Annotated in this window: 24 protein-coding genes and 1 pseudogene; 9 read left to right on the top strand and 16 right to left on the bottom strand. The window is 59.5% G+C overall.

Going from position 1 to position 25277, the window contains the following annotated elements:
* The first annotated feature begins 204 nt into the window (after positions 1 to 204).
* A complete protein-coding gene (locus WCA85_RS15740; RefSeq protein WP_424065373.1) occupies positions 205 to 891 on the top strand; it encodes an orotate phosphoribosyltransferase in 687 nt (228 codons plus the stop codon).
* A 128-nt stretch (positions 892 to 1019) separates the two neighbouring features.
* Here the strand turns inward: WCA85_RS15740 and WCA85_RS15735 are convergent, their stop codons facing one another.
* On the bottom strand, positions 1020 to 1709 hold the full coding sequence (locus tag WCA85_RS15735; RefSeq protein ID WP_424065371.1) for a response regulator: 690 nt from the start codon (positions 1707 to 1709) through the stop codon (positions 1020 to 1022).
* A gap of 290 nt (positions 1710 to 1999) precedes the next feature.
* Here WCA85_RS15735 and WCA85_RS15730 point away from each other — a divergent pair, with 290 nt between their 5' ends.
* The 5 genes from WCA85_RS15730 to WCA85_RS15710 all read left to right on the top strand — a co-directional run bounded on the left by WCA85_RS15730 (position 2000) and on the right by WCA85_RS15710 (position 7948).
* On the top strand, positions 2000 to 2602 hold the full coding sequence (locus WCA85_RS15730; protein WP_424065369.1) for a YbhB/YbcL family Raf kinase inhibitor-like protein: 603 nt from the start codon (positions 2000 to 2002) through the stop codon (positions 2600 to 2602).
* A 210-nt stretch (positions 2603 to 2812) separates the two neighbouring features.
* The gene (argC, locus tag WCA85_RS15725; RefSeq protein ID WP_424065368.1) at positions 2813 to 3760 is read left to right on the top strand and encodes an N-acetyl-gamma-glutamyl-phosphate reductase; all 948 of its coding nucleotides are present in this window, start codon (positions 2813 to 2815) and stop codon (positions 3758 to 3760) included.
* A 488-nt stretch (positions 3761 to 4248) separates the two neighbouring features.
* Complete coding sequence (locus tag WCA85_RS15720; RefSeq protein WP_424065366.1) at positions 4249 to 5664, top strand: DUF2957 domain-containing protein; 1416 nt, start codon at positions 4249 to 4251, stop codon at positions 5662 to 5664.
* 89 nt (positions 5665 to 5753) lie between these two features.
* On the top strand, positions 5754 to 6971 hold the full coding sequence (locus WCA85_RS15715; protein ID WP_424065364.1) for a DUF2957 domain-containing protein: 1218 nt from the start codon (positions 5754 to 5756) through the stop codon (positions 6969 to 6971).
* A gap of 152 nt (positions 6972 to 7123) precedes the next feature.
* Positions 7124 to 7948 (top strand): OmpW/AlkL family protein, encoded by an 825-nt coding sequence (locus tag WCA85_RS15710; RefSeq protein ID WP_424065362.1) that lies wholly within the window; start codon positions 7124 to 7126, stop codon positions 7946 to 7948.
* 234 nt (positions 7949 to 8182) lie between these two features.
* Here WCA85_RS15710 and WCA85_RS15705 read toward each other — a convergent pair whose 3' ends face one another.
* A complete protein-coding gene (locus tag WCA85_RS15705; protein ID WP_424065360.1) occupies positions 8183 to 8818 on the bottom strand; it encodes a LysE family translocator in 636 nt (211 codons plus the stop codon).
* Between the two features lie 84 nt (positions 8819 to 8902).
* Positions 8903 to 9772: an NAD(P)-dependent oxidoreductase gene (locus WCA85_RS15700; protein ID WP_424065358.1), complete on the bottom strand. Its 870-nt coding sequence runs from the start codon at positions 9770 to 9772 to the stop codon at positions 8903 to 8905.
* A 94-nt stretch (positions 9773 to 9866) separates the two neighbouring features.
* On the opposite strand from WCA85_RS15700, the gene WCA85_RS15695 reads away from it, so the two are divergent.
* Entirely contained in the window at positions 9867 to 10613 is a 747-nt protein-coding gene (locus tag WCA85_RS15695) for a Mut7-C RNAse domain-containing protein (RefSeq protein ID WP_424065357.1), read from the top strand.
* A gap of 103 nt (positions 10614 to 10716) precedes the next feature.
* Positions 10717 to 11004 (top strand): hypothetical protein, encoded by a 288-nt coding sequence (locus WCA85_RS15690; RefSeq protein ID WP_424065355.1) that lies wholly within the window; start codon positions 10717 to 10719, stop codon positions 11002 to 11004.
* A gap of 181 nt (positions 11005 to 11185) precedes the next feature.
* Here WCA85_RS15690 and WCA85_RS15685 read toward each other — a convergent pair whose 3' ends face one another.
* The 12 genes from WCA85_RS15685 to WCA85_RS15630 form a co-directional block, all read right to left on the bottom strand.
* On the bottom strand, positions 11186 to 11389 hold the full coding sequence (locus WCA85_RS15685) for a hypothetical protein (protein ID WP_424065353.1): 204 nt from the start codon (positions 11387 to 11389) through the stop codon (positions 11186 to 11188).
* Positions 11390 to 11615: 226 nt separating this feature from the next.
* Entirely contained in the window at positions 11616 to 12368 is a 753-nt protein-coding gene (locus WCA85_RS15680; protein ID WP_424065351.1) for an IclR family transcriptional regulator domain-containing protein, read from the bottom strand.
* 243 nt (positions 12369 to 12611) lie between these two features.
* On the bottom strand, positions 12612 to 12887 hold the full coding sequence (locus WCA85_RS15675; protein ID WP_424065349.1) for a hypothetical protein: 276 nt from the start codon (positions 12885 to 12887) through the stop codon (positions 12612 to 12614).
* Positions 12884 to 13288, bottom strand: a complete 405-nt coding sequence (locus tag WCA85_RS15670; RefSeq protein ID WP_424065347.1) for a hypothetical protein — start codon at positions 13286 to 13288, stop codon at positions 12884 to 12886. The genes WCA85_RS15675 and WCA85_RS15670 overlap by 4 nt, the downstream gene beginning before the upstream one ends.
* Positions 13289 to 13395: 107 nt before the next feature.
* Positions 13396 to 14271, bottom strand: a complete 876-nt coding sequence (locus WCA85_RS15665; RefSeq protein WP_424065346.1) for a DUF2242 domain-containing protein — start codon at positions 14269 to 14271, stop codon at positions 13396 to 13398.
* A gap of 169 nt (positions 14272 to 14440) precedes the next feature.
* Positions 14441 to 15097: a lytic transglycosylase domain-containing protein gene (locus WCA85_RS15660; RefSeq protein WP_424065344.1), complete on the bottom strand. Its 657-nt coding sequence runs from the start codon at positions 15095 to 15097 to the stop codon at positions 14441 to 14443.
* Positions 15098 to 15245: 148 nt separating this feature from the next.
* A complete protein-coding gene (locus tag WCA85_RS15655; protein ID WP_424065342.1) occupies positions 15246 to 17624 on the bottom strand; it encodes a putative bifunctional diguanylate cyclase/phosphodiesterase in 2379 nt (792 codons plus the stop codon).
* 17 nt (positions 17625 to 17641) lie between these two features.
* Complete coding sequence (locus WCA85_RS15650; protein ID WP_424065340.1) at positions 17642 to 18262, bottom strand: methylamine utilization protein; 621 nt, start codon at positions 18260 to 18262, stop codon at positions 17642 to 17644.
* Positions 18263 to 18374: 112 nt separating this feature from the next.
* Positions 18375 to 18818, bottom strand: a complete 444-nt coding sequence (locus tag WCA85_RS15645) for a group I truncated hemoglobin (protein WP_424065338.1) — start codon at positions 18816 to 18818, stop codon at positions 18375 to 18377.
* Between the two features lie 46 nt (positions 18819 to 18864).
* Complete coding sequence (locus WCA85_RS15640; protein ID WP_424065336.1) at positions 18865 to 19782, bottom strand: DUF3034 family protein; 918 nt, start codon at positions 19780 to 19782, stop codon at positions 18865 to 18867.
* Between the two features lie 420 nt (positions 19783 to 20202).
* The gene (gene pstS, locus WCA85_RS15635) at positions 20203 to 21237 is read right to left on the bottom strand and encodes a phosphate ABC transporter substrate-binding protein PstS (protein ID WP_424065335.1); all 1035 of its coding nucleotides are present in this window, start codon (positions 21235 to 21237) and stop codon (positions 20203 to 20205) included.
* 487 nt (positions 21238 to 21724) lie between these two features.
* Entirely contained in the window at positions 21725 to 22009 is a 285-nt protein-coding gene (locus WCA85_RS15630; protein WP_424065334.1) for a hypothetical protein, read from the bottom strand.
* Between the two features lie 293 nt (positions 22010 to 22302).
* Between WCA85_RS15630 and WCA85_RS15625 the strand changes: the two are divergent.
* Positions 22303 to 22588: pseudogene (locus WCA85_RS15625) on the top strand (hypothetical protein); the annotation flags it as partial.
* Between the two features lie 447 nt (positions 22589 to 23035).
* On the opposite strand, the gene WCA85_RS15620 reads toward WCA85_RS15625, so the two are convergent.
* Complete coding sequence (locus tag WCA85_RS15620) at positions 23036 to 25276, bottom strand: hypothetical protein (RefSeq protein ID WP_424065332.1); 2241 nt, start codon at positions 25274 to 25276, stop codon at positions 23036 to 23038.
* Position 25277: the final 1 nt, after the last annotated feature.

Raw genomic sequence — 25277 nt, 5'->3', positions numbered from 1 at the left:
ACACCCGGAAGTCGGGTCCCCGCGCACGCCGCGCCCCTCGGAAGTGTCCGAATCGGGTAAAATAACGGCCTACGCGCGCAGCAAACCCGGTCTGCACTCCACTGACTGGCAGCGTGTTCGGTCCTTCATGCGCTGAACACCCCGCTTGCTGCGCCACCGGGCCTCGCGCCCGCGCCCTCCTCGCTCACACCCAAGGATCCGCCCATGACAGGCTTCGATCGCCAGACGATCTCCGACACGACCGCCAAGATGCTGCTGGAAGTGCAAGCAGTTCACTTCAACGCGGAAAAACCGTACATCTTCACGTCCGGCTGGGCGAGCCCGGTATATATCGACTGCCGTAAGCTGATCTCCTACCCGCGCGTGCGCCGCGGCCTGATGGAAATGGCCGAAGCCACCATCCTGCGCGACGTCGGCTACGAGCAGATCGACGCGGTCGCTGGCGGCGAAACCGCTGGTATCCCGTTCGCAGCGTGGCTCTCCGACCGCCTGATGGTGCCGATGCAATACGTGCGCAAGAAGCCGAAGGGTTTCGGGCGCAACGCGCAGATCGAAGGCCTTCTGACCGAAGGCCAGCGCGTCCTGCTGGTGGAAGATCTGACCACCGACAGCCGCAGCAAGATCAACTTCATCAATGCGCTGCGCACCGCCGGCGCCACGGTGAATCATTGCTTCGTGCTGTTCCACTACAACATCTTCAAGGAAAGCGTGTCGGTGCTGAAAGACATCGACGTCGAACTGCACGCCCTCGCCACCTGGTGGGACGTGTTGCGCGTCGCAAAGGAAAACAGCTACTTCGATACGAAGACGCTCGACGAAGTCGAGAAATTCCTGCATGCACCGGCAGAGTGGTCGGCAGCGCATGGCGGCGCCACGGCGGCACCGCAGTAAGCTGAAACGAGCGGGTTCGCGACCGGGCATTTAAAAGTCCGTCGCGGCCGTTCCTTCCGCATGAAAAGAAGGCCACGTGTCGTTCGGACAAGTGGCCTTTTTTGTCATTTGCATCATCCAGCGCGCTATCAGTGCGGGCCGCCCAGCTCCCCCACCGAGTTCGACGACAGGTTCAGCAGACCATTGCTCTGCGCGTACTGGAACAGTTCGGAATCGCGAGCGAGGCCGAGCTTGCGCATCGCGGTATTCTTCTGCGTACTGATCGTCTTGATACTGCGGCTTAGTTGCTCCGAAATTTCCTTGATCGTCATGCCGGACACGAACAGACGCACCACCTCCAACTCACGCTTGGACAGAATCACCTCGTCGCTCTTGCCGCCGGCGTTCATGCGCAAGGTGTCGAGCGAAGCTTTGACCGACGGACTCATATACCCGAGATTGCGGGAGACGTGCTGAACCGCGAGCCCGATATGGCTCAAATCGTCCGCCTTGTTGACGACCGAAGTCACACCGAGTTCGCTCAGTCGCTTGAGCAGCGCAGCATTCTCGAGCATCGTCAAAACGACGATGGGCAGATCGGGAAAATTGCGGCGCAAATAACCGATCAACGGCAATCCATCGCCGTACTGCCCGCCAGGCATGGCGAGGTCGGTGACCAGCACGTCGCAAGGGACGGTCTGTAACACCTTGATCAGTTCCGTTGACTGCCGTGCGCGCGCAACAACCTGAATGCCGGGGAATTTGAGAAGCGCATGCTCTGCACCAAACAAAATCACCGGATGGTCATCAGCCACAACGACCCTGACTGGATCTGGCATTGCACTCCCTTTCCCTGATAAAACGCGCTCCGAAACCCCTCAGACATACATCATTCTAATTTCTGGGTTCTAAATTTTGTGGGCCTGCTGGCGCTCGAGCCCACGTAGACAATTGATCCGACTATAGCCGATTTCGCGTTGGCCTGGCCCTTCTGCGGAGGTTCCAAAAGGCCTATAGACCGAATGGTAGACTTGATTCGACCTCAGGACACAAAATAGGGACAATAATCGTGATGGAAGTCTTTGCTTCACGCCCCTGACGCAACCATCTTGCATGGGAGAATCGGTACATGCGCTCGCGTTGCCTGGTCGTTTCGCTTGCTTCGCCCCGTTCGCGAACGCAGTCTTTCGCAATCGCAACGCTATGTCTGGCGCTGGCCGTCGTGAACGGTCCACGCGCGCTCGCCGAGGGGCCTTTCGCGCTGACGAGTACGACCGTCCACGACGGGGGCACGGTCGACGCCACCCAAGTGTTCGATCAGGACGATTGCAAAGGGGCGAACCGCTCGCCGCAACTCGCCTGGCATGATGCGCCAGCTGGCACTCGCAGCTTTGCCGTGACGATCTTTGACCCGGATGCTCCGGGCCCCGGCTGGTGGCATTGGGCTGTGGCCCAGATTCCCGCCAACGTCACCCATCTGCCCGAAAACGCCAGCGCATCGGGTTACCTGAAGAAGCTCGGCGCGGTCGAAGCGCGCAACGACTTCGACATAGACGGCTACGGTGGTCCTTGCCCGCCACCGGGCAAACCGCATCGCTATGTCATCACCGTCTATGCACTCAACACGACCGATTTGCGGCTCGCCCAAGGCAGGCCAGCGCTGATGTTCGATCATGAAATCAGCACGGCCACCTTGGGGAGTGCGCGGATGGTAGTGACCTACGGGCGGTAACACGCGCCACAGATGCGCCGGCAAGCTCCGCGAATTCGCTGTCAACGGATGGCATCTGCGGCATAAAAGCGTCATCTCAATGTCATTTCCTTGGCGCATCGTCGTTTTTCGACGATGTTTGCGCACGCGTACCGCCATACGGTCTTAAAATGACGTTCCGGCGCACTGTAGCGCCACCGTATCCCGCATCCCGTAGCCAGTGAGATTGAGATGAGCACGAAAGTTTTTGTCGACGGACAGGAAGGCACAACCGGCCTGAAGATCTTCGAATACCTGTCGCAACGCGGCGACGTGGAGATCCTGCGTATTGAAGAAGCGAAGCGCAAGGACATCGAGGAGCGCCGCCGTCTCATCAACGCGTCGGACGTCACGTTTCTGTGTCTGCCGGATGTCGCCTCGCGCGAGTCGGCGTCGCTCGTCGCAAACGACCACACCGTGCTGATCGACGCGAGCACCGCCTTTCGCACGAGTGCCGACTGGGCCTACGGTCTGCCGGAACTGGCCCGCTCGCAACGCGAGCGGCTGCGTACGGCAAAGCGCATCGCTGTGCCAGGGTGCCACGCCTCCGCATTCGTACTGGCCATGCGCCCGCTCGTCGAGGCTGGCGTGGTGGCGCCCGACTTTGCCGCGCATAGCTATTCGATCACCGGCTACAGCGGCGGTGGCAAGAAGATGATTGCGGACTACGAAGCAGGCGGCAACGACAAACTAAAGAGCCCGCGTCCCTATGCACTCGGTCTCGCGCATAAGCACCTGCCGGAGATGGCCGCTCACACCGGCCTGAAATCGGCGCCGATCTTCACGCCTATCGTCGGCGGCTTCTACAAGGGCCTGGCCGTCACGACCTACTTCTCGCCGGATCAGTTGGCCAAGAAGGCTTCGCCGCAAGACGTGCTCGCGCTCTTCGCCGAGTACTACCGGAACGAGGAATTCGTGCGCGTTGCACCGTTTGATACCGAGGCCAATCTCGACGACGGGTTCTTCGATGTTCAGGCGAACAACGACACCAACCGTGTCGACCTGTTCGTGTTCGGCAATGAGGAACGCTTCGTCACGGTCTCCCGTCTCGACAATCTCGGCAAGGGTGCGTCGGGCGCTGCGATCCAATGTATGAACCTCGCCATCGGTGCAGCCGAGGACAGCGGATTAAAACGCTAGTCCATCATCTGCGGTGACGGCGCCTTGCTGTCACCACCGCAAAAAGCCGGCTTTCAAATGCCGGCTTTTTTGTTTCAAATTTCCGTTTAAAGCTTTCAGACTGCTTCTCTAACCAGTAGTACTCCAGATTACTTTTAAAATAAAGACTGCCATTATTTAATCAATCGGTAAATCATTCTCGACTGCGTTTCAATGAGAATAGATTTCCGCCTGGGGAAATACCTGATTCTTTCGCGAACGGTCGTTCGAAGATGATAGAGCCATTTTGCTCAAACGCCTTCCTGGTAAGGGTGTGCAGCAAAGCAACGATAGTCGCTCCTGTACTCAAAAATCATTTTTTGTTTAAAAGACTCGCAAACCTCAGGGTAGCGTGAGTCTCGCGTTTTTCGCGCTGTTTGAATCGCCATTTTTAGACGGTTCTTTCAATTGACAGCCAATAAGCGGGCAGCGAAATTACACCGCACAATTACAGGAAGGGAGACAGCAGCATGTCGGACGCCATAAATCGAGGGCTGGCAATGGCCATTGCCTTAGCCCCTCTTCTGGTCGCATGCGGTGGTGGAAACGCCAGCAATCCATCCGCCATCAACACACCGCAATGTTCAGGATCGAGTTGTCCCGTGCAGGGTCCGCCGCCCCAAGGAACGGTGGCGCCGCTGTGCCCTGCAACCGCGGAGATCGGCAACAGCACGTATCTGGGCGGCGCGGGCAGTGGCGAAGTGGTGAGCCTGAACATCAACGCGACGGCCATGACTTACTCGCTGACGTGGCTGCAATCGCCCATTCCTTTGCACACCGGTGAAGTTACCCCGACTCGCACCGGCGTCACGATAACCGGCGCGGTCGCGCACCCGCCCACCGGCGCGTTGCCCACGGCCGAACAGATACGTTGCGCCTTCATCCTGACGCCCGGCACCGGCACGGCCTCGGTTGACGGCAGCACCTACTCGACCGCCTCCACCTTCAACCAGACCAACCCGCCGATGGTGCTGATCGGCCTGGGTGTCGCGGGCGGTGGCATTCCTGGGGCGTCGGTTCAGTACAACGGCTTCCAGCCCACTGCTGCCGTGCTGGGTTCGCAGCTCTCGTCGCTGCTTGGCATCAATCTCTTTCCGGTGGCCGCGCGCAACTTCGACTTCTATCCGTTCCTCGGCTTCGCCAGCGTCGACACGAATCTTGCCGACATGAATGGGGAATACAACGCGCTGTTCTATCACCTCCAGCCGTCCAACAAATACGCGACCACAGCAAGCACGGCTCAGGAGTCGTTCGATGGCGCCGGCAACTGCTCGGTGCCGTCCGGGGCCAGCAATAGCCAGTGTGAGTCGACCGGTGGGACGTGGACTGCCGTTTCGGGGGCTTCGTATTTCACCAGTGCGGACGCACCGCGCCTGATGCCCGGACCTTCGCTGGCAGGGCTCTACACCTTCCCGATCGCAGCCAGCGCCAACATGGTTCTGGGCAAACTCAACGGTCAGGTGATCCCGCTCATCGTGCGTACCGGCGACGTCAATCCGAACAACTTCGTGGTCGACGACGAGTCAGGCATCGCGATGCTTGCTCCCGCGACACAGATCCAGTCGGGCGCGATCAATGGCGGCTACGTCGGCGCCGATTCGAATTTCGACTACACCGCAACGCTGCTAGAGGGCGCCGGCGGCAGCTTCGTCAACCCAGGCACGTCCAGCGCCGAAAGCCAGTTCGCCCTCGACTACACGCAACAGCACATTGGCCTCATCAACGTGACGGACACCAACGGCAAGACCGGCAACCTGATTTCTGCGGGCGGCCTGTACGCGATCTTCATCAACGGTGAAGAAAACGGCGGCGTCACGGCGAGCTCGGCCAATAGCGACACGCTCAATTACCCGTACTTCGGCATCGGCGCACAGATCAGCAAATGACGGCACGCGAGACGCGTACACAACTAGAGCAAGAGGTGGCTGGACTGGGAGCTGGCCATTCACAACGAGAACATTCTGAAGGGGGCGGTATGAAATGGAAATTCCTCGCGGCAATCGCTATGACTGCGCCGTTGGTGACCGCATGTGGCGGTGGTGGTAGCACCCCGCCGGCGCCAGTCGTAGCAGCACTGTGTCCCACCACGCTTGATTACAGCACGGTCTATACGGGCGGCGGCGGCGACGGCGAACTCGTCAAGCTGCAACTCGATACCACCAAGATGACCTGGCAGGTCACTTACGTGGAGTCGCCTATTCCTGAAACCACCGGCACCGTTACGCCGACCCGGGCAGGCACGACCGCGAGCGGCACGTTGACCCAGGAAACCGCGTTGCCGACCGCCAAGCTGAACCAGTGCGCCTATCAGTTAAATGGTGCGAGCCTCGACCCGAGCCGCCCCGCGCGCGTCTTCGTGGGCGAAGGCGTTGCGGGCGGCACGATCCCAGGTGCACAGATCCAATACGGCGGCGTGCTGGGTGTTGGCGCCGTGCCGGACACGACGTTTCCGTACTATCCGTTCATCGGCTTCTCCTCGATTGAAACGAATATCGCCAACCTGGCCGGTACCTACAACCAGCTTGGCTATCACCAGATTCCGTCGCAAAACTTCTTGCCGGTCTCGGTCGACGCGAAGATCACGATCAACGCCGACGGCACCTGGACCGAATGCGACAACAGCGGGATCAATGCCGGCAAATGCGAACAGCCGGGGACCAACCTCGTGCAGTCGTCCGACGGCAGCGGCGCGTTCGAAACGGATAACTTCCAGGGACAGGCCAAGCCGACGCTCGCGACCACGCCCCTTGCCAAGGGCTTCATGATTGTCGGCAAGCTGCGCAATCAACTGGTGCCGATCCTCGTGCGTACCGGCTACGCCAATCCGTCGGCGCTCCAGGCAGACGACGAATCAGGCATTTCGATTCTGGCGCCGCAAACCTCGATCGCGGTGAACTCGCAGAACGGTGAGTACATCGGCGTCGACAGTCAGTTCGACTACCGCACGACGGCGCTGGAGGGCACGGAGGCCACGCTGCTCGATCCGTTCAATGCGTCGCAGGCATCGCTCGCTACGGCGTTGAATCTCGACTTCACCGAAGCGGTACCGGGCGTCGTGACGACGACCCAGGTGAACGCATCCACGGGCACCACCCCGACCGGAAAAATGATCTTCACGGGTGGCGTGTTCGGCTACCTCGATCTGACGACGCCGGCATCGCCCTACTTCACGATCGGCGCGTTCGTCCAGTAATGCGCGCTGCGAACACTTTCACCAAGTAACGAGGCGACCACTCCCTGTCTGCATCAGCGTTTGATGCGGACAGGGTCTGTCCAGAACGCAAGCGGGAGGGGCTCGCGCCCCGCCGCCGCGCGTAGCAGGTACGCCCGCTCAGGAGGAACATGATGAAAAGAATATGGATCGCAGCGCTGGCCGCGTGCCTGTCGCTCAGCGCGCACGCCCAGCAGGCGGGCGACAACGTCGCCGCGCTTGGCTGGTTTCACGTGATGCCGCAAAAAGCGAGCACGCCGCTCACCACCAACGTCGCACCCACGCCGATCAATACGCCGCTGCGTCTGCCGAATTCGTTCACGTCGGCCGGCACCGGCCTGTCGTCGAACAACGCCGATACGGCTGGCCTGGTCTTCAGCCACTTCTTCACCGACCACATCGCACTGACATCGATCGCGGGTGTGCCGCCGGTGTTCGCGATCTACGGTCATGGCACGATCACGCCGCCCGGACCGGCAGGGGCGCTGGGCAGTCAGAACCTCGGCGACCCGTCGAGCAATCCGATTGTGAAGAGCGTACGTCAGTGGAGTCCCGCGGCTGTCCTGCAGTATTACTTCGGACAACCAAATGCCAAATTCCGGCCTTTCTTGGGGATTGGCGCGTCGTATAACTGGTTTTCAGACATCCAGTTGAATCCGAACTTCGTCAAGTCGACGCAGGAGAATCTCGGTGCTGTGCTCGCGGCGGGTGCGGGCAAACCTGGCCAGACTCAAGTTTCAGCGAAGGCCTCGTCGTCATGGCAGCCTGTGTTCAATGCCGGCGCGGAATACAACATCACGAATCACTGGGGACTGATTGCTTCGATCACGTATATCCCGCTGAAGACGACCTCGTCAGTCATTATCAAGGCTGCCGATGGGACCGAGCTCTCAGTGAGCAAAGCTGAACTAAAAGCAGATCCAATTATTGCTTTCCTGGCCGTGTCATACAGGTTTTGATACGGAACGAAATATGTGGGCAAAAAAAAGCCCGCCTAAGTGGGCGGGCTGAATCCATATCAGAGGAGACATGGAGGAGACAAGAGAAACTATAGCAAAGCGTTTGGTGCGGCGCAACATCCATATTAGGGTAGACCCTCGAAATTGCGTAAACGCAACGGCATCTGATCGGCAGGAACCGCTGCCAGCGGGGCGAGCCGCTTACCCGCGCTTTGGCGACGCCCCGCCGGCAGTTCAGTGGCGCACCAGCGCCATCATTGCGCCGAAGCCGACAAACACCCCGCCCGTCAGGCGATTGAAGGCCTTCGCCACATTGCGGCCGCGCAGCTTCGAGCCAATCCGCGTGCCGAAGCCTGCATACACGATATACCAGCTCACCTCAATCACCGCGAACGTGCCCACGAGAATGCCGAATTGCGGCAGCGTCGCATGGCCGGCGTCAATAAATTGGGGCAGCAGTGCCGCTGAAAACAGAATGGCCTTCGGATTACTGCCCGCCACCAGAAAGCCATTGCGAAACAGCGCGAATCGCGACCGCGCGGGCTTCGCGACGAGTTCATCCGTCTGCTGCGCAGCCGCTTCGTCCGCAGGAGCCCGCCACGCCTTGATACCGAGGTAGACGAGGTAAGCCGCCCCGATCATCCGCAGCACAGTGAACATGGCCGGCCATGCTTCCAGGAATACGCCCAGACCCGCTGCCGACACCGAAAGCATCAGGATCAGTGCGGACAGGCAGCCGGCCATCGTCGCGCTCGAACGGCGCAGGCCGTGCTGCGCGCCGTGCGTCATGACGAGCAGCATGTTCGGACCGGGGATGGCAGAAACGACGAAGACAGTGGCGACGAACAGCCACCAGGTATGCAGGCTCATGAAATACACGCGAGAAAAAATGACCGGACACGCATTATGCCCGGCGCGCGGCACCGGCAGGCGCCGCGCGTATCCTGAGTGGGGTCAACGCCCCGCCCGCCGCGCCGAAACGGCTCCGAGGACGGCGAAGTCCTTCTCCCCGTCACCGTGCGCAATCGCGTCGATCAGGCTGTCGCGCACCACGCTTGCGACCGGCATCGGCACGGATACCGCGTCGGCTGCGGCCAGCGCAAGGCGCACATCCTTCAGACCCAGGCGCGCCTTGAACAGCGCCGGCTCGTAGCGCTGCTCCGCGATCATCTTGCCGTAACCCTGATAGATCGGGCCGGGGAACGGACCATTCGTGATCACATCGAGGAAGTCCTGCATCCCCACGCCGTGGCTGGTGATCAGCGTGGCGGCCTCACCCAGCGCCTCGACGGCTGAGGCGAGCATAAAGTTGGCGGCCAGCTTCATCACATTCGCTTGCTGCGGCAGCGAGCCGATCCGCCAGGTCTTCTGGCCGATCGCATCGAACACCGGCTGCACGCGGTCGATCGCCTCTGCCGGTCCTGCGGCGACGATGGTCAGCTTGGCTGCCGCAGCGGCATCCGGACGCCCGAGCACCGGCGCGGCCACGTAGTTCAGACCGCGCGACGCATGCGCATGGGCCAATTCTTCGGCCAATGCGACCGAAATCGTCGCCATGTTGACGTGAATCAGTCCGCGCGGCGCATGTTCGAGCAACTGCGCATCGATCACGGCGCGCAATGCGGCGTCATCGGCGAGCATCGAGAACACCGCATCCCCGGCGAAAGCTTGCGCCGGCGAGTCCACCACCTGCGCGCCCGCCGCAGCAAGAACAGCGGCACGTTCCGGCGAACGGTTCCAGACGCGCACTTGATGGCCGACTTTCAGGATGTTTTCAACTATGACGGCGCCCATCTCGCCGAGACCGATAAAACCGATGTCCATCTGTCGCTCCACTATTCAAAAGAACTGAAAGTAGAGCACAGCCTCGCGACAGTTGCAGGAAGCACGGCACGAAACACGGTGCCATACTGATGCGATGGTCACCGCGACATTCCGTTTCTACGAGGAACTGAACGACTTTCTCGCCCGGCCGCTGCGCCGGAGCGCGTTCAGTTGCGCCTGCCCGCAAGCGGCTACCGCCAAGCACATGATCGAAGCGCTCGGTGTGCCGCATACGGAAGTCGAGTTGATTCTGGTGAACGGTGAATCGGTGGGCTTCGAGCGTCAGCTCGCCGATGGCGATCGGGTCTCGGTGTATCCGAAATTCGAGGCGCTGGATATCCAGCCTCTGCTGCGCGTGCGCGAACGTCCATTACGCGTGATGCGTTTTATCGCCGACGCCCACCTGGGCGGGCTGGCGCAACTGCTGAGGCTCGCGGGTTTCGATACTCTGTACGACAACCATTACCCGGACGCCGACATCGAAGAACTGGCCGCCGCAGAGCAAAGGATCGTCCTCACACGCGACCGCGAGCTGCTCAAGCGCCGCACAATCACCCATGGTTGCTACGTACGCACGCTCAAACCCAAGGCTCAACTGCGGGAGATTTTCGACCGGCTGGATCTGGCCGGCAGCGCCCGGCCGTTTCGCCTGTGCCTGACGTGCAACGCGCCGCTGCGGCGCATCCCCAAGGAGGAAGTGTCGGGGCGGGCCCCCGAAGGCGTGCTTGAGCGACACGCCCAGTTCGTCACCTGCGACGTTTGCCAGCGCGTCTTCTGGGAAGGCACGCATTGGCAGCGCATGCGCGCGTTAATGGACAGCGTGGCCGGAGAGCGCGCCTGAACACTCAGTCCGCGGCGTCATGCGCCGCTCGACAACGCGCCTGGCTGGCGAGCCTGCGCGGTGCGTACAATGCGGGATTACCTATCAAGCAGAGGCCCTCCGTATGGCGATGAAAAAAACCGACCTTGAGAAGAACAAGGCCCTGAAGCTCAACAATTCAATGAAGCTGGCAAGCGCCGACCGCTTCGGCAAGGCATCCGCTGCCGCACCGGTGCTGGATCGCCGGGAGCAACGCAAGCTCGATCAGGCGCAAGGACTGGTGCCGTTCGCCTGCAAGCTCAATAGCGAACTCGTGGAACAACTGAAAGAACGGGCCGCCGGACACCCCGAAGGCATGACCGGGCTACTGGCCGACATCATCAAGCGTGGCCTCGAAGCGGACGCGTCGTAATACCCGCGCGTCACACAGCACTCTTGAACAAGTCGAGTTCCACCAGCCAATAAAAAAGGCCAGAGCGTACTGCTCTGGCCTGGTTGCCTGCGATCTCTGACCGGTCCCGCATTCCGCGCCACCCAACAGGCTGAAACGCGAACGCAAACCGATGAGGCTCGCGGCGGACACAAACGGCAAATTAGTTCTGCGTACCCTTGTCGTTGGTACCGGCCGCCGATGCGGCCGACGACACCCCGGCACGCTTGCCATGCGTCTTCAGTTTCTTGTGATGCTTCGTGGCGCTAGCAGCGGCCGGCGCGGCTGCGTCGGATGCCTGAGCAAAAGCTTGAACGGACACCAGCGCGAGGACTGCAGTTGCGAGCGAGGCAATGACTTTTTTCATGTGTTAATCCCCAAACCTGAACAACTTTGTCGATGTGAATGAATAAGAACAACATGGTGAAGCAGACACGGCGACTCGGCGCCTGGCGGCTCCCCGCGGGGAGTATCACGCAGCGTAGGGCGTTTGTCACCCAGATAACGTGATCTGTATTTTCCGCGAGACAGCTCGGGTCCACGGGCTGTTCAGCCGATTTCACTGACGATATCGCGTCTCGCGCGAGCCAGGTCTACACGAGATTCCGCAGCAGGCTGGCAGTTTCCTGCAGGGTCGGCAGCACCCGATGCAAAGCCGCGTTGGCCGATTCCTGCCCGATCGGCATGCTGACGCTGATCGCCGCCACCACTGAGCCATGCCGGTCGCGCAGTGGCACCGCGACGCCCCGCATGCCGAGTTCCAGTTGCTGATCCGTGACGACGTAGCCGTTGCGGCGCGTTTCCCCTAACACCTCGCGCAACTGTGCAATGGTGGAATAGGTTTGCGGCGTGAACACCTTGATTTCATAGGATGCAAGCCATTGATCGATATCCTCGGGCGCCTGAAACGCCAGCAGGATCAAACCCGCCGAAGATAAGGGCGCCGGCGCACGCGAGCCGAGCACGAAGCCGACCGCCATCGCGCGGTTCACACCGTTGCGCGCGACGTAGACCACGTCGTGTTCATCGAGAATGGCGACTAGCGCGGTTTCCTGCACAGCGGCGGTGATGCGCTGGAGGAACGGTTGCACGGTGCGCGGCAAGCGCGCCGAATCCAGATACGACTGGCCGAGGCGCAGCACGCGTGGGGCGAGCCAGAACAGCTTGCCGTCGGTATCAACGTAGCCGAGTTCGCGCAGCGTCAGCAGATAACGGCGCGCCGCCGTGCGTGAGAGCCGTGCCCGCGACGCGACTAACGTCGGCGTCATGCGCGTGTGTTCCTCGTCGAATGCCTCGATGATGGCCAGCGCTTTCGCAGCGCCGGCAATCCAATCCTTTTCGTCCATGCCGTCCACCCGATGGTTCTCACGCCGTCATCCACGAATCGAAGGGACGGCATTGCGCGATTATCGCGCAGAGCGCCAGGCCATGTTGGACAGGAAAGGATAGTTACGCGCCAATGCGAACGACGCTGTTCGCTAGTGCTGGGTCGCGCCGCTGCTGCTAAACGAACGGCTGGCACATCGCGTTGCGAGTCGCAGAACATTGCTTCGCCGGCAAGTGGCGTACCGCGCGCAGTACGCCGCCCGTCACCAGGATTGCGCGAGCCCCAGCCGATCCGTCAGTTCTTCGCTGGGCAGCGGCTTTCTGTCGGCCGTTGGCGGGAACACGCACCAGCAACCGTCGTCGTGGCGGAAGAAGAACAGTCCCCGTGCGTCCACCGCGTGCGCGGTCTCAACCCGCACGTAGCGTCTGCCGCCACCACGCGTGCGGCTAAATTCGGTGACGCGAACCGGAATCGACGGACCCGGCGCCAGCCATTTCTCCACCAGAAACCGCAGGGATCGCTCGCTCGCCGCCCTCATGATCCGCTCCAGAGCCGTTCGTCCTGGAGCGTTTCGCGCGTCTCCTCGGGGCTGTCGGAAGCTTGCTGCTCGTGTTCTTCGGCGTCCGCCAGTTCCATGACCCGGTTGGTCGCCGCGGCCCTCAGCGTACTGCAATGGGCAGAATGCCTGATGTCTGAGAGAAGACGGACAAGCTGTCGTGCTGTTCTGCGTTTCATCGCACACCCCCGCGCTGCACCATTAACTTGATAAAGCACTTTAACTTTATGCCTGGACGGTGCGCTGCTGTAAGGTTTTTGACGAAATAGCAACAGTTTCTTTAGAACCGGCGTGGTCTCTTCGCCGACACCATCCGCCTTCAATTTGCGCGCATTGGCGCGGTGCAGTATGTGCGGTTGCCACCGCAGTGCGCGCAATGGCATGCGCTACCGCACATTCGGGTGCATCTCTCCGGGATTCAGTGAGCATCGCCGGGCGTCGGATTGGCGCGGCCCCGTTGATCCGAGGCTTGACCAACCATCACGCAAACTTACTGGCTGATGCCGCTCCCGATGGCGGGTTGTGCCGCGGCCGCTTGAGCCTGTGGCGCAGCGGGTGCCGTGGCAAGCACGGGCGCAGCGAGGTTCACCACGGTGGGCGTGCTCGTTTTGGTAATCGCCGCCGCCGGCCCTGACGATGAAGCCGAGGCTGGCGCCAGCATTGCAGCGGGCGCCAGCACCGGCGCCGGCACCACAGGAACGGGCGCCGCAGGCGTGGAAGCTGGAACGGCGCCAGCCACCGGAGAAACAGGCGCGATCGGGGGCAACTCAGCGACCACCGGCACGGGCAGCGGCGTGCTCATGACACTGCTGTTCGTTACCGGCGTCGTCTTCACGACGGTTTGCAGATAGTGATCCACCAGCGAGAAGAACCGTTCGTAGAACACGCCGGACGGGATGGTCTCGCTGGAGATCTTCACCATCTCGTCACTGTTCGAACGGATTGGCAGCGACACGGAGCCGATTATGCTCAGTCCGACGCTCGCCGAGGTATCGCTCTTCTTGAGCGCATAGCCGTTCTGCACGGCGTTCACGTACACGATGCTCGTATCGCTAGTTTCCTCGCCGGCCGTGCAGACGACGTGAAACTCCACTGCGACGTGCGAATCGCCATTGGGCTGGAAATTCTTCGTGCCGTCGACGGTATCGAGATGCGTCAACGTCGTCATATAGCCCTGGCTCAGCAGCGCGCGGCGCGCGGCTTCGCAGGTATCAGCGGTGCTTGCGTTGAAATTGCGGGCGAAGGGGCTTGCGCCCGTGTCGAACAATTCCTGCTGGAACTTGGGCTGCGGCGCGCTCGAACAGGCGGCGAGCGCGGCCAGTGCGAGCAGCGAGGCTGCGGTGGTCTTGGAAAATAGGGTGCGCATGATTCCGGAAGGCTGACAACTAAACGTCGAATGGCATGCATTGTAGAGCGGTTACCTGACGATCCTAAAACAAGCGGGCATGGCGTAACACGTTGAAAGACAACGCTTTGTATGCCGGTCGTTAGAGTGAGGCGTGAAGATGCGAGAGCCGGGGGGCGCCGGCCCTGCCTTAAGGTGCCGCAGCCGGCACGGTGGCCGACAGTCCAATTGAAGCGGGATCCGCTACGGCGCTGGCCGATGGAATAAAGAATGCCCGCGCGCCGCTCGCGGGCTCCTCGCAGGCATCGGTTACGTGGGCGTCGCATCCGTTGGCTTGCGCGGCGCCCTGCTTGGCGACCACAGGTGCGAACGTCTCGATCCGCATGCTGACCTTTTGCGCATACGCCGTCGAACCGCCATAGCTTTTCAGCGCAAGCCCCAGATCGCCGCCGGCGGACTGCAAATAGCCGTGCAGGATCGCCGAGCCGGCTTCGATGTTAGCGTCCGGCTCCGTCAGGTCTTTGATGTTCTTCAGTAGCCCACGGTGCGCAGCAGGCACGACCTGCATCAGGCCGGTAGCGCCGCGCGGCCCTTTGGCCTTTTCCTTGAAGCGAGATTCGATCGAAATGATGGCCAGCAGGAGCGCTGGCGGCAGCGAATACTTGGCCGCAGCGGACTGCACGGCATCGGAGATCTGCTCAGCCTTGACCTTGGCGAGACCGAATTTCTGTGTGAGATAGGCCGAAACCTGGTCGTGATCGCGCTCTTCGGCCACCCCGCTCTCTTCGGCCACTGCGCTCTGCACAAGGCATAGCGAAAGCATGATCAGACAGAGAATCCGGCTCATGGTCAGGTGGCGTTGGAGGGGAGGAAGCTTCCTATTATACCGATGCCAGAAAATGAGCCACTTATTTGTCTTAGGAAACGTCTTCCTCCGCCTTGTCACGGCCCCCGGCGGTCACTTCGAATCGTCCAGAAAGTCGTCGTTTCGCGTCTCAGACCGGGTTCGCGGTAGCCGTCAAATCCTCGGCATGGGCGTCCTGCCACTCGCTAAGCCAGCTTTCAAGCTTATGCGGCGGCAACGGGCGGCTCACGTGGTAACCCTGCGCGAGGTCACAACGCAGCAGCTTCAGATGATCGAGCACCGCTTCATTCTCAACGCCTTCCGCGACCACCTTCAGGCCCATGTTGTGGCCAAGATCGATGGTCGAGCGCACGATGGTTTCGTCATCCTTGTCGTCGGCCATGCCCATGACGAACGAGCGGTCAATCTTGAGTTCATCCACCGGCATGCGCTTCAGGTAGGACAGCGAGGAATAGCCTGTGCCGAAGTCGTCAATGGACAGGCGCATGCCGAGCGCATGCAGTTGATCGAGCGTCGCGATGGCATGGTTCGGATCGTCCATGATGGCGCTCTCGGTAATTTCGATCCACAACCAGCACGGTTCCACGTTGTATTTGCGTAGCAGGGCTTCGAGCGTCTCGGGGAGCTCTGCGTGCATCAGATCGCGTGCGGAAACGTTGATCGAAACTTTAAGATCCATCCCGAGCGCATGCCATTTGGCGCACTGCTCGATAGCCTTTTCCGCCACCCAGCGGGAAATAGACTTGATGTAGCCGGTCTGCTCAGCAAACGGGATGAACTCATCCGGCGGAATAAAGCCGCGCGTCGGATGCTCCCAGCGCACCAGTGCTTCGACGTACTTCACCGCGTGAGTAGCAAGATCCACCTTCGGCTGATAGTAGAGCGTCAGTTCATCGCGCTCCACCGCCTGCCGCAATTCGCTCATGAGTGACAGACGTTCGGCGCTGTGCTGGTCGTCGCGCTCATCGTAGATCGCAAAGCCTGAGTTGGTACGCTTGGCCGAATACATCGCCACGTCCGCGCGCCGCAGCAGCACATTCATGTCGGTACCGTTCTCCGGACAACTCACAATGCCGATGCTCGCCCCCACATCGACGACCTGCCCTTCCACCACGATCGGTTCTTCCAGCGCCTTCAGCAGACGGGTCGCAACGAAGCATGCGGCTTCGACATTGTCGGTGGGCAGCAAGATCGCAAATTCGTCGCCACCGAGGCGCGCGACCGTATCCGAAGCACGCAACAGGTTGGCCCGCAAACGCTTGCCGACTTCGCACAGCAGCAGATCGCCGATATGGTGACCCAGCGTATCGTTGACATACTTGAATCGATCGAGGTCCATCATCATCGCGCTCAACGGATGGCCGAGACGCAGCGCGACAATGATTGCCTGCTGCAAACGATCATTGAAGAGCGCGCGATTCGGCAAGCCCGTCAGGCGGTCCAGATAGGCGAGATCCATGATGCGGGTTTCACGTTCCGCGATACCCTCGCGCATCTGGTTAAACGCATTGGCAAGTTCACCGAGTTCATCCTGATGTTTCACTTCGATGGGCTCGGCGTAATCGCCTTGTCCAACGCGACGGGTAAACCGGATCAATGCGCCAATTGGGCGCGTCACGCTGCGCGCTGTGAAGAAACTCCCCGCCACTGAAATTGCCACACCGACCAATGTCAGCACGAGCAAGGTGGTCTGCAGACGGTGATACGGGGCCATCGCCTCCATCAACGACTTTTGCAGCACCACAGCGACGGGCTCACCGTCGGAAACGGGCCGCACGATGCGGGTCGCGTAGTCATCGTTGAGATCGCGTTCGGCGGCACGCGGCTGCGCCAGCGCGGCAGAGGCCACGGCGTGTTGCAAGGGCTGCCGCGCGGCCTGCGGCAAGGAGGTGGCGAGAACCGTCCAATGCTTGCCGTCGGGCATGCCGAGAAAAGACACGTCGAGCGAAGTAAGGCCACGCATCTCGCGCGCGAGAGCGTCGTCGATTGCAAAGCCCATCGTCACCCACGCTATGACGATTGGGGCCCTGACCGGCACAGCCACGAGCTGATACGAACGACCGTTGATCACGCCGATGACAGAAGCGTCTCCGCCGCGTTGCGCCGCGTGGATCAAGCCCGGAAACGCAAACGGCTGCCCGGCGCGGCTCGGGTCGTGGCTATCGGCGATAAGCTTGCCGTCGAGGCCCACCAGCATGACCACGTCGGCGTTGATACGCTCGCCGTGGTTTTCGAGCGCGGACGCGACCGTGGTCTGATCGTGCGAGGCGACGGCCGCGCGAAAGCCAAAATCGGATGCTACGACACCCGCCGCCTGCGTGAGCTTCTCACCGTTCGAGCGCAGCACCTCCTGAAACACCCGTTCGCCGACCGATAACTGGTCCTCGACATTGTGGTGCGCGTTGGACGCAATCACTGTGCTGATCACGACGAAGACTGCGGCCTGCACAGCAAGCATCAGCAACACAAAGACCAGGGCGATGCGGGAACGCAGACTATGGAGACGCATACCAACTCTCCCGGTGCTTATTGCGGGTCAGGTTTGAGTTGCAGGGCGAACTTCGCGGAGGCGTCCGCGTTCAATGTGATCTTCTGCGATGGCTTCGCATCGGGATCGACCGCGCGGTAGCTCCAGGCGTTGATCTGATAGTCGTCCGCGGGAAGGCCATCGATCACCGCCTGACCGCTGGCATCCGTCTTGGCGAAGTACGGCGTGTCGACGACCAGCAGATAGGCGATCATCAGGTCGTGGATATTGCAACCCATGACCACCACACCAGGTTTGTCGAACACAACCGGGTGGGCGGGGATGCCGTGATACAGATTGAGTTCGAACTTTTTCGCCGACGAGAACGAATAAACGTCGTGCTCGAAGTTGTCCTTGTTGGGGAAAGTGATGGCCCCGCCTGTTTGCACGACCGATACCAACGGCACGAACATACGGTGAATCTGGTCAATGATGGCGCCCGCCGGTGGCCGCGCCGGCAATTTGCCGCTGACCGGCGTGGCGTAGACCACGGTATCGGCGGCTGGCGCGCCCGCCTGATCCACCACTTGCACATGAAGGCTTGCCGCCGCCGCGTCCAGCGATAGAAGCGCCATCGCGCAACTCATTAGCGTGGCTGACAACCATTGTCCTGCTTGCATGATTCCTCCAGCAATCCGGTACGGCTCACGCACGCCATCGGGGCGGGCGGATACGCTCAAATCTGCGATTCCGCGCATCTTGCCGCCGCGCTGTGCGCGCCGGCCCACGCGCTCATTCGCGCTCTTCGATCTCGCGATGCATCGGCGCCAGTTTCGCCAGCAGCTTGTTTTGCTGATGAAACGGCACGTTGTTCTTGTCCATCGCCTTCTGCAAATCCTCAACCAGTGCGTTGAACGCCGCGCGGTCAATATTCAAGCCTTCATGCGAGCGTTTCATGCTGCGGCCCGTGTACACGCACGGACCACCCGCTAACACGCAAAACTGCTCGAACAGTTTTTCCTTGAGCCGCTTCTTCGAAACGCCGACAAAGTAGTCCTTGATGCGGGGGTCTGAAAACACGTTGGCAACAAGGTCGTCGGTGATCTGCGTGAGTCCGGGTTTCTCTCCCAAGGCCTGATAAAGCGAGTCGTCAGCGCGCGCGGCGGGACTGAACAAGCTCACACATGCGGCAGCCAGCAGGAGCGACATCGTCAGGCGGCGGAACAAGGCGTCCATCACATCGTCCTGTGAAATGAGTTGCGCGGGTAATGTCGAAGCGGCATCAGAAACCCACCTGCGCTGATATATACGCACCGTGCTGGTTCCGGATGGTGGCGATATCGCCTAAATTGACATACGAAGCGGTCAACGAGAAATATTTGGTCGGCGCCCAGGCGACGAACGCATCGTAAGCGTTCTGCTCGCGCGCAAAGCTCAGGTTGTTCGGCTTGGTCCGGTATTCCGCTCCCACGGCCACGCTCTTCGACAACAGATAGGCCGCCGATCCTTCGAACTCCGGATGGTAGCTATTCGAGAGGTCGCCGCCGAAACCAAGCAGGCCAAACTGATTCGCCTTGGTCATGCGTACCGTGGCGTTCACCAGCACGCTCTGGGCAAGAAACAGCTTGGTTGCCGAGAGGTAGAAATCCGTGCCGGAATTGCTCGCTGCTCCCACCGCCTGGACGATATCGCCCTGTTCGTTGTGCTTGAACTGCACACCCGCGGCGATCTGCGGCAACCAGGTATCCTGATCAAGCACGGCGTCGCCGATCACACGAACCTTGAGGCCGAAGATGTCCTGATTGAACTTGAAGCCACTCGGCAGCCCCAGCTTCGGACCGACGTCGAGCGTATCGAAGGTTTGACGGGCCATCGATATTTCCAGGCGGTTGGCCACGCCCACGGCGACACCATAGGTCGCCAGCGAGTAGTCCTCGGTCTTCAGGTAGGTGCCGTGTGCGTCGCCCCCGATCTGATCGCCCGTGCCATATCCGGCAATCAGCGCCCATGGAACGAGACCGCCACCTGCTGCGCCTTCCACCTGCGAAACGCCTCCGGTCAAGAGCAACTTGCCGCCGAAGGTGGGGCCCGACGCAACTCCATCTCCATCTGCATGAGCTAGTCCCGGCATCAATACGACGCAGGCCACGAAAGGCAGGACCTGACGCGCAAGACTGCGCAAGTGGGTTCGCAACTTCACAATCAAAGCTCCCAGGAGGACTAAGGCGAGAGCAATCCCGGAAGCGGCCACAAGGATCTGAGTCAATGTCGTGTCAATACATAGACTCGTACGAACGCCTGCATTTCACGGGACTGCAATGCGATTGCGCACGCGCATCCGCACGGGCGATGGTGGGCGTGCAAACCAAGTCGATATGACGGGTGAGGCACGTACTCGCTTAGTAACGGCAACGGGAGAGGGTTTCTTTAGGCGCGGTTACAACTGCTTGACGGTGCGCGATCGAGTTGAGACGCGTCTCAAACTGAGGGATCTAACGGGGACAGGGGTGAGCGAAGCGTGTAGATTCGCGGGTTGATTGGCAACCCGCTGGCCGCGACCTGCGGCTATTGGGGGTGGCATTTGGGTCAACTCGATGCCCGCGGGCGCAGGGTCCTTGAATCATTGCCCGATAATTGGCTTGCCCGTAGCATCTTTGATCTGCGTGCGCCATTGCGAGCGGATTTCGGTCACAACCGCGTCCGGTAGTGAGATGTAGTCGAGCTTTTCAGCAGTCGCTTCCCCTTTCGTGAACGCCCAGTCGAAGAATTTCAATGCGGCCTCGCCACGGTCCGGCTTGTACTGCGTTGAGTGCAGCAGAACGAACGTAGCGCCAACGACCGGCCACGCATCTTTGCCCGGTTCGTTGGTCAGGATTGGATAGAGCGACGTGGACCAATCTGCGTTGACTGCGGCCACCCTGAATGTTGCGGGTCCAGGTTGGACCGCGATACCCGCTGCATTCTTCATTGCCGTATACGCCATGTGGTTCGCCTTCGTGAAATCCCATGCCACATAACCTATGGCGCCGGGTACATGTTGCACATAGGTGGCCATCCCTACGTTACCTCTACCTGCGATGCCGCGTGGCCAGTGGACGGTGGTCCCTTCGCCAACCTTGCGTTTCCATTCGGGATTGACCTGTGCGAGATAGTGCGTCCAGATAAGCGTCGTGCCCGACCCATCCAGACGCCGGACCACCGCAATCGCGCTGTCAGGTAGTTTGATGTTCGGGTTCAGTGCCGCGATGGCAGGGTCGTTCCATACAGTGATTTTGCCGAGGTAGATGTCGCCCAGCACCTGACCGGAGAGCGTCAGTTCGCCTGGCTTGATATCAGGAATATTGACGACCGGCACAACCCCGCCTACTACCGTCGGGAACTGGAGCAAACCGTCCTTCGCAAGCTCTTGTTCCGTGAGTGGTGCGTCAGAGCCCGCGAAGTCGACCTCATTCGCGACGATTTGCTTGAGACCATCTGTGGAGCCGACACCCTGGTAGTTGACCTTACCGCCGCCGGACTTGAGGTAGGCATCGGCCCATTGGTCGTAGATGGGGGCAGCGAAGGTGCTGCCGGCGCCAGTAACGTCAGTGCTGTGTGCCGCGACGCCAAACAGTGTGCCGGCCAGACCAGCCGCTAGTATTAGTATGTATTTCACGAAGACCTCACTTTGAGTTGTTGGACGTCGCGATCGTCTGTATTGCTTCTTTCATGTTGCACCGTAGCGCTCTCGGCACCAAGAGATGCGCGCCGAGCAATCGTATCGAATCAATTACAGGACGATGAAGAGCGTGAGGCAAATTGAATCAACCTATGAGGGCGGACGTCGGAGAAGGGTTACTGCGCAATCTCTGATGAGCCCGGGTGTCGCCGGACCAAGATGATTCTCGAGTTATCGCTATAGAGCTAAAGCACCTGTTGGACAATAGCGTTCTCTTGAGCATTGCTTAAGCATTCCAACGCAACGGAAGTCAGGTACAGGTTGGCGCTATCGGGAAATAGCGGGCATCGCCCACGCCCAACTCGGTGAAATTGCCAATGTGAGCACCGGGGAATGAGGACTCTCCGGTATGTCGCGAGAGAGGGTGAAATTTGAGCAGGTTGCCGGGCAGCATACGCGGTGCCCGGCAATCTGCCTGAGCTAGCTACTGCCCGGTCTTTGCTGGCATCCCATCAGCGGCGGGCGGCATACCGTGCATGTCCATTTCCGACATTTGCGGCTTCGTTGTAATGTCACCAGGAACCCGGTTCCACGGACTTGAAACGGGCTCGCCGTGGTAGGTCATCCCTGCGGTTGCCGCGCCGTGAGCGCCGCCGCTACCATTTCCACCGTTGCCATTCCCTCCAGCCTGCGCATACGTCGCGGCGCACGCGCAGAGTGAGACGACAGCGACACGGGCGAGCAGAATTTTAAACGTCGACTTTTCCATGAAATTGCTCCTGCGAGTTCGGCGCGTGCCATGGCAGCGTCGAAGTTTGGTGCACCGCTAGAAGTTGACTGTTGAAAGACCTATTGCGCAGCGGCGAAGCGCAACCAGTTGCCCCGCGTTCGGAAAGGCCAGAAATTTGCCTCATCCTGGCGCAGGGCATGTAGGTAAGTCGCGGTTCGGCACCGAAAATGACAGAGCCGGGACGAAGTTAGAGCGTCCGCCCCTGCGTGGCGGTCTCACTACTTCTGCATCAGTACCTTCCAAACAACCATCACAATTGCGTGTGGTGATACTCGAACCGGAAGCTGCTGGACCTACCTGCGGACACGCGGCCCCTCATGCGTCACGACTATCCTTCCGTAGGTCGAGAACCGAAATGGGAGACCACGGTTCGCGCGCAGCGTGAGGACCCATGTGCAAGATGGTGTGAACGAGGAGGAGTTTGTGGCCAGATGGGAAGTTCGAGACGCGACGTTGGGGATGCCTACGCTGGTACTACCGTCCATACAGGTCAATGTCCGAGATGGGAGCTTTTCCACGAAAGACTTGGCGGAGACGGCTAGAAGCGTTTACCTGTAAACGCTTCTATTTCTGTTGGGCATACCCCCTGGGGAGCGCTATTAGTTTTAGTTAACGGCTCCCCTTAGTTCTGGTTAAACGTGAATTTCCCATGCAACAACAAGAACTTATAGCTGGCGCAGGTCAAAAAAATTGTTGAAGAGGTCCCGGCTCCGTCCCCCATCATCTAATTTGCTAAACTCGATTGCATGCCCAATTAGTTTTGGTTAACGAACGCGGTTAGATGCAGACAACCATCACCCGCGCCCACGTGCGGGACAAATACAAACGTCGAGTCGCTATGGGGGAAGACGACAATTCCATCAGACTGGAGAGAAAACCAGCGACAGGTCTGGTCTTTATCAGATGAGCGCTCACTATTGCCTTGCGGCCACACTCGGACTGCACGGCGCCCCTGAGAAGGACGATGCCGCTTTTTTTAATTTCCGGCCGTCTAGAGTTGCCTTGCTAGATATCCCCAGCAAACCGTTCGTCATGGTCCGGGTTGTATCGACCGGTGACACGCTCTTGGAGGATTGCAGTTTGATTCTCGGGCAGGTCCACATCGAATGTCTTGCATGCTCGTCGTTCGGCCTCCAACCTCTCGAATTCCGCTTTTTGACGCCGGTTGACCGACTTTGCGCCGGCGGGACTTCTAGGTCGTTTGGGCAGACCCTTAGCCGCCGCAATCACCTGCCTCATCTTAGCCGGCAATTTCGCGTTTCGCGCCCCTGTCTCCGACTCATAGCGACTCACAGCTTTAGCCGTATTACGAAACTCATGGGTAAGCCAGACGTTTCGTCCAAACCGTCGCCCAGAATCCGGCATTATGTTCAGTTGCTCAATCTTGCCATTCTCCTTGCTCCAAACAACGAAGTGATTCGTGTCCGGATGAGGCTTCACGTTAATCCAGAGTTCATCATGTTTTCCTGACGGTGTCGAAACGTGCATGTTCCACAATCGCTTGAGTTCGTCAGAATCATAGCGCGCAGAACCCACGGCAACGCTTCCCTCGCTGACTTTCACAGGACGAGCTTCAATCAGATTTGCATACGTCTCCTGAGGCGACCACTCTACGGCAGCATCCGCCAACCGCCTATCCCGTAGAAAATCGAAAAACCCTTTGGGCGTCGCGAGGTTGCCTTTCCAATTTCCATCCTTGACCATCCAATCAGGTAGGCGGTCGAACACGTTTCGTGTCGTGTTCCAGTCGTGCACGAAGGTTAAAACTAACTCAACAAACTCCTCGAACTGAATGCGTGCCCACCGTTCGCTTTTGGCTTTCGCGTCCTTGTCATGTCCGCTGCGGCTGCGAACATAAAATCCTGGAAGGCTCTTAAGTTTTTCTTGGATAAATCTATTGACGGCTTCCACAATCGACTTGTCGCGCCCCCTTCTAGCACGAGCAAATCGCACGCCAATCTTCGCATCGTCGATAAGTGGATTTACCAGACCTCTCGATTTCCCTGGCCCTCGGTCGAAGCGAACCTCGTCACTGCTGCCATGGACAAACCCTCCAGCGAGATTCTCGAGCTTCATCGTCTCCAAGAGTTCAGTCTTCTGCGAGAAGGCGTTGAATAAGCAGTTTCGATACGCGTTGGCTGATTCATTTTGTACCGTGACGTGCACCCCGACGATTGCGGTCGTCTCAACGCATGCGCAAAGCATGACAACTGCCTTTCCAACTCCCTGAGGATTCAGCGAGTTCTCCCCCCAAAGAAGCTCTGCATTAAAAAGTAATCCATCTAACTCATATATGGTCACGCGAGCTCGTGTGTGGTCCGTCGCGTGACCCAGACGAGCCTTCTTAGCTAGCCAGTCTGCCTCGTTCACGAAGTACTTCATCAATATATTCTTCTTCCAAATCTCTTTACCATAGTCAATGAAACGCCGTTTTCTCGGAAGCTTGTACAAGGGAATTGGTACTTTCACCAAGGTCTCATTGCGTTTTTTCTCCTCTATCAGTTCAGTGTCGCGAAACTCATCCCAAAGTTCGGTCAAGGAAAATTGCGCAGCCAGACCTACTTGACCTTTCTGCGAGTGAATTTCCGCTGCTCGTCGAATGAGGAAGGCCTCCCACTTGTCTAGGAGCTCGCGGGTCATGCGAGCCCCACGCAGCTTCGTCCTCGGATTCATCTTGATGGTCGCTAGCGGCCGCCCTGGCTTCTTCGTATTGACGTCCACCCGCGACTCGCCCGGCGCGCCTTGTTCCCGACGTCTTGGTAAAAGCGAGTTTCTTCTGGCGCCGTAGAACCAATACTGAGCGAGGAGCTTACGTATCCATTGCTCACTGACTCGGGACTTCTTAGCGGCCCGCTTGATTAATCGATTCCTAGCGCTGTCGCTGAAGAGCACCTCATTGTTGCCATGGACTAGTATCGCCTGAATCTGTGCAAACTTCTCATCACGTCTAGCGTTGTCTTTCGAGTCTTTATTCTTGGAATCGTCCCACCCGGCCATCCATTGTGGACATATACACTCAGACACGACCTCCCAAGCATCCCTATTGGAAAATAGCTCGCCTCTCAAATGCAGCGTGGGAAGCTTGCTGGCGGGAGGTTTTTTAGATTTGATTTCTAGGAAAGCTATTTGGTCGAGCTCAGAATCCCAACCAAGATAGCGCATGACATGGCCAACAGGCGCGTCGACGTAGCGAATGAGCGTCCAGGGCTTAAACGGCGCGATTGATTGTTCGTCGATGTTGCCCATT

The sequence above is a fragment of the Paraburkholderia sp. genome, assembly GCF_049581445.1.
Taxonomy (GTDB): domain Bacteria; phylum Pseudomonadota; class Gammaproteobacteria; order Burkholderiales; family Burkholderiaceae; genus Paraburkholderia.
This window is presented reverse-complemented; position numbering and strand designations above follow the sequence as displayed.

Coding starts and splice junctions, on each gene's coding strand:
- WCA85_RS15740 (WP_424065373.1), top strand. CDS start 205: ATGACAGGCTTCGATCGCCAGACGATCTCCGACACGACCGCCAAGATG.
- WCA85_RS15735 (WP_424065371.1), bottom strand. CDS start 1,709: ATGCCAGATCCAGTCAGGGTCGTTGTGGCTGATGACCATCCGGTGATT.
- WCA85_RS15730 (WP_424065369.1), top strand. CDS start 2,000: ATGCGCTCGCGTTGCCTGGTCGTTTCGCTTGCTTCGCCCCGTTCGCGA.
- argC (WP_424065368.1), top strand. CDS start 2,813: ATGAGCACGAAAGTTTTTGTCGACGGACAGGAAGGCACAACCGGCCTG.
- WCA85_RS15720 (WP_424065366.1), top strand. CDS start 4,249: ATGTCGGACGCCATAAATCGAGGGCTGGCAATGGCCATTGCCTTAGCC.
- WCA85_RS15715 (WP_424065364.1), top strand. CDS start 5,754: ATGAAATGGAAATTCCTCGCGGCAATCGCTATGACTGCGCCGTTGGTG.
- WCA85_RS15710 (WP_424065362.1), top strand. CDS start 7,124: ATGAAAAGAATATGGATCGCAGCGCTGGCCGCGTGCCTGTCGCTCAGC.
- WCA85_RS15705 (WP_424065360.1), bottom strand. CDS start 8,818: ATGAGCCTGCATACCTGGTGGCTGTTCGTCGCCACTGTCTTCGTCGTT.
- WCA85_RS15700 (WP_424065358.1), bottom strand. CDS start 9,772: ATGGACATCGGTTTTATCGGTCTCGGCGAGATGGGCGCCGTCATAGTT.
- WCA85_RS15695 (WP_424065357.1), top strand. CDS start 9,867: ATGGTCACCGCGACATTCCGTTTCTACGAGGAACTGAACGACTTTCTC.
- WCA85_RS15690 (WP_424065355.1), top strand. CDS start 10,717: ATGGCGATGAAAAAAACCGACCTTGAGAAGAACAAGGCCCTGAAGCTC.
- WCA85_RS15685 (WP_424065353.1), bottom strand. CDS start 11,389: ATGAAAAAAGTCATTGCCTCGCTCGCAACTGCAGTCCTCGCGCTGGTG.
- WCA85_RS15680 (WP_424065351.1), bottom strand. CDS start 12,368: ATGGACGAAAAGGATTGGATTGCCGGCGCTGCGAAAGCGCTGGCCATC.
- WCA85_RS15675 (WP_424065349.1), bottom strand. CDS start 12,887: ATGAGGGCGGCGAGCGAGCGATCCCTGCGGTTTCTGGTGGAGAAATGG.
- WCA85_RS15670 (WP_424065347.1), bottom strand. CDS start 13,288: ATGCCATTGCGCGCACTGCGGTGGCAACCGCACATACTGCACCGCGCC.
- WCA85_RS15665 (WP_424065346.1), bottom strand. CDS start 14,271: ATGCGCACCCTATTTTCCAAGACCACCGCAGCCTCGCTGCTCGCACTG.
- WCA85_RS15660 (WP_424065344.1), bottom strand. CDS start 15,097: ATGAGCCGGATTCTCTGTCTGATCATGCTTTCGCTATGCCTTGTGCAG.
- WCA85_RS15655 (WP_424065342.1), bottom strand. CDS start 17,624: ATGCGTCTCCATAGTCTGCGTTCCCGCATCGCCCTGGTCTTTGTGTTG.
- WCA85_RS15650 (WP_424065340.1), bottom strand. CDS start 18,262: ATGCAAGCAGGACAATGGTTGTCAGCCACGCTAATGAGTTGCGCGATG.
- WCA85_RS15645 (WP_424065338.1), bottom strand. CDS start 18,818: ATGGACGCCTTGTTCCGCCGCCTGACGATGTCGCTCCTGCTGGCTGCC.
- WCA85_RS15630 (WP_424065334.1), bottom strand. CDS start 22,009: ATGGAAAAGTCGACGTTTAAAATTCTGCTCGCCCGTGTCGCTGTCGTC.
- WCA85_RS15620 (WP_424065332.1), bottom strand. CDS start 25,276: ATGGGCAACATCGACGAACAATCAATCGCGCCGTTTAAGCCCTGGACG.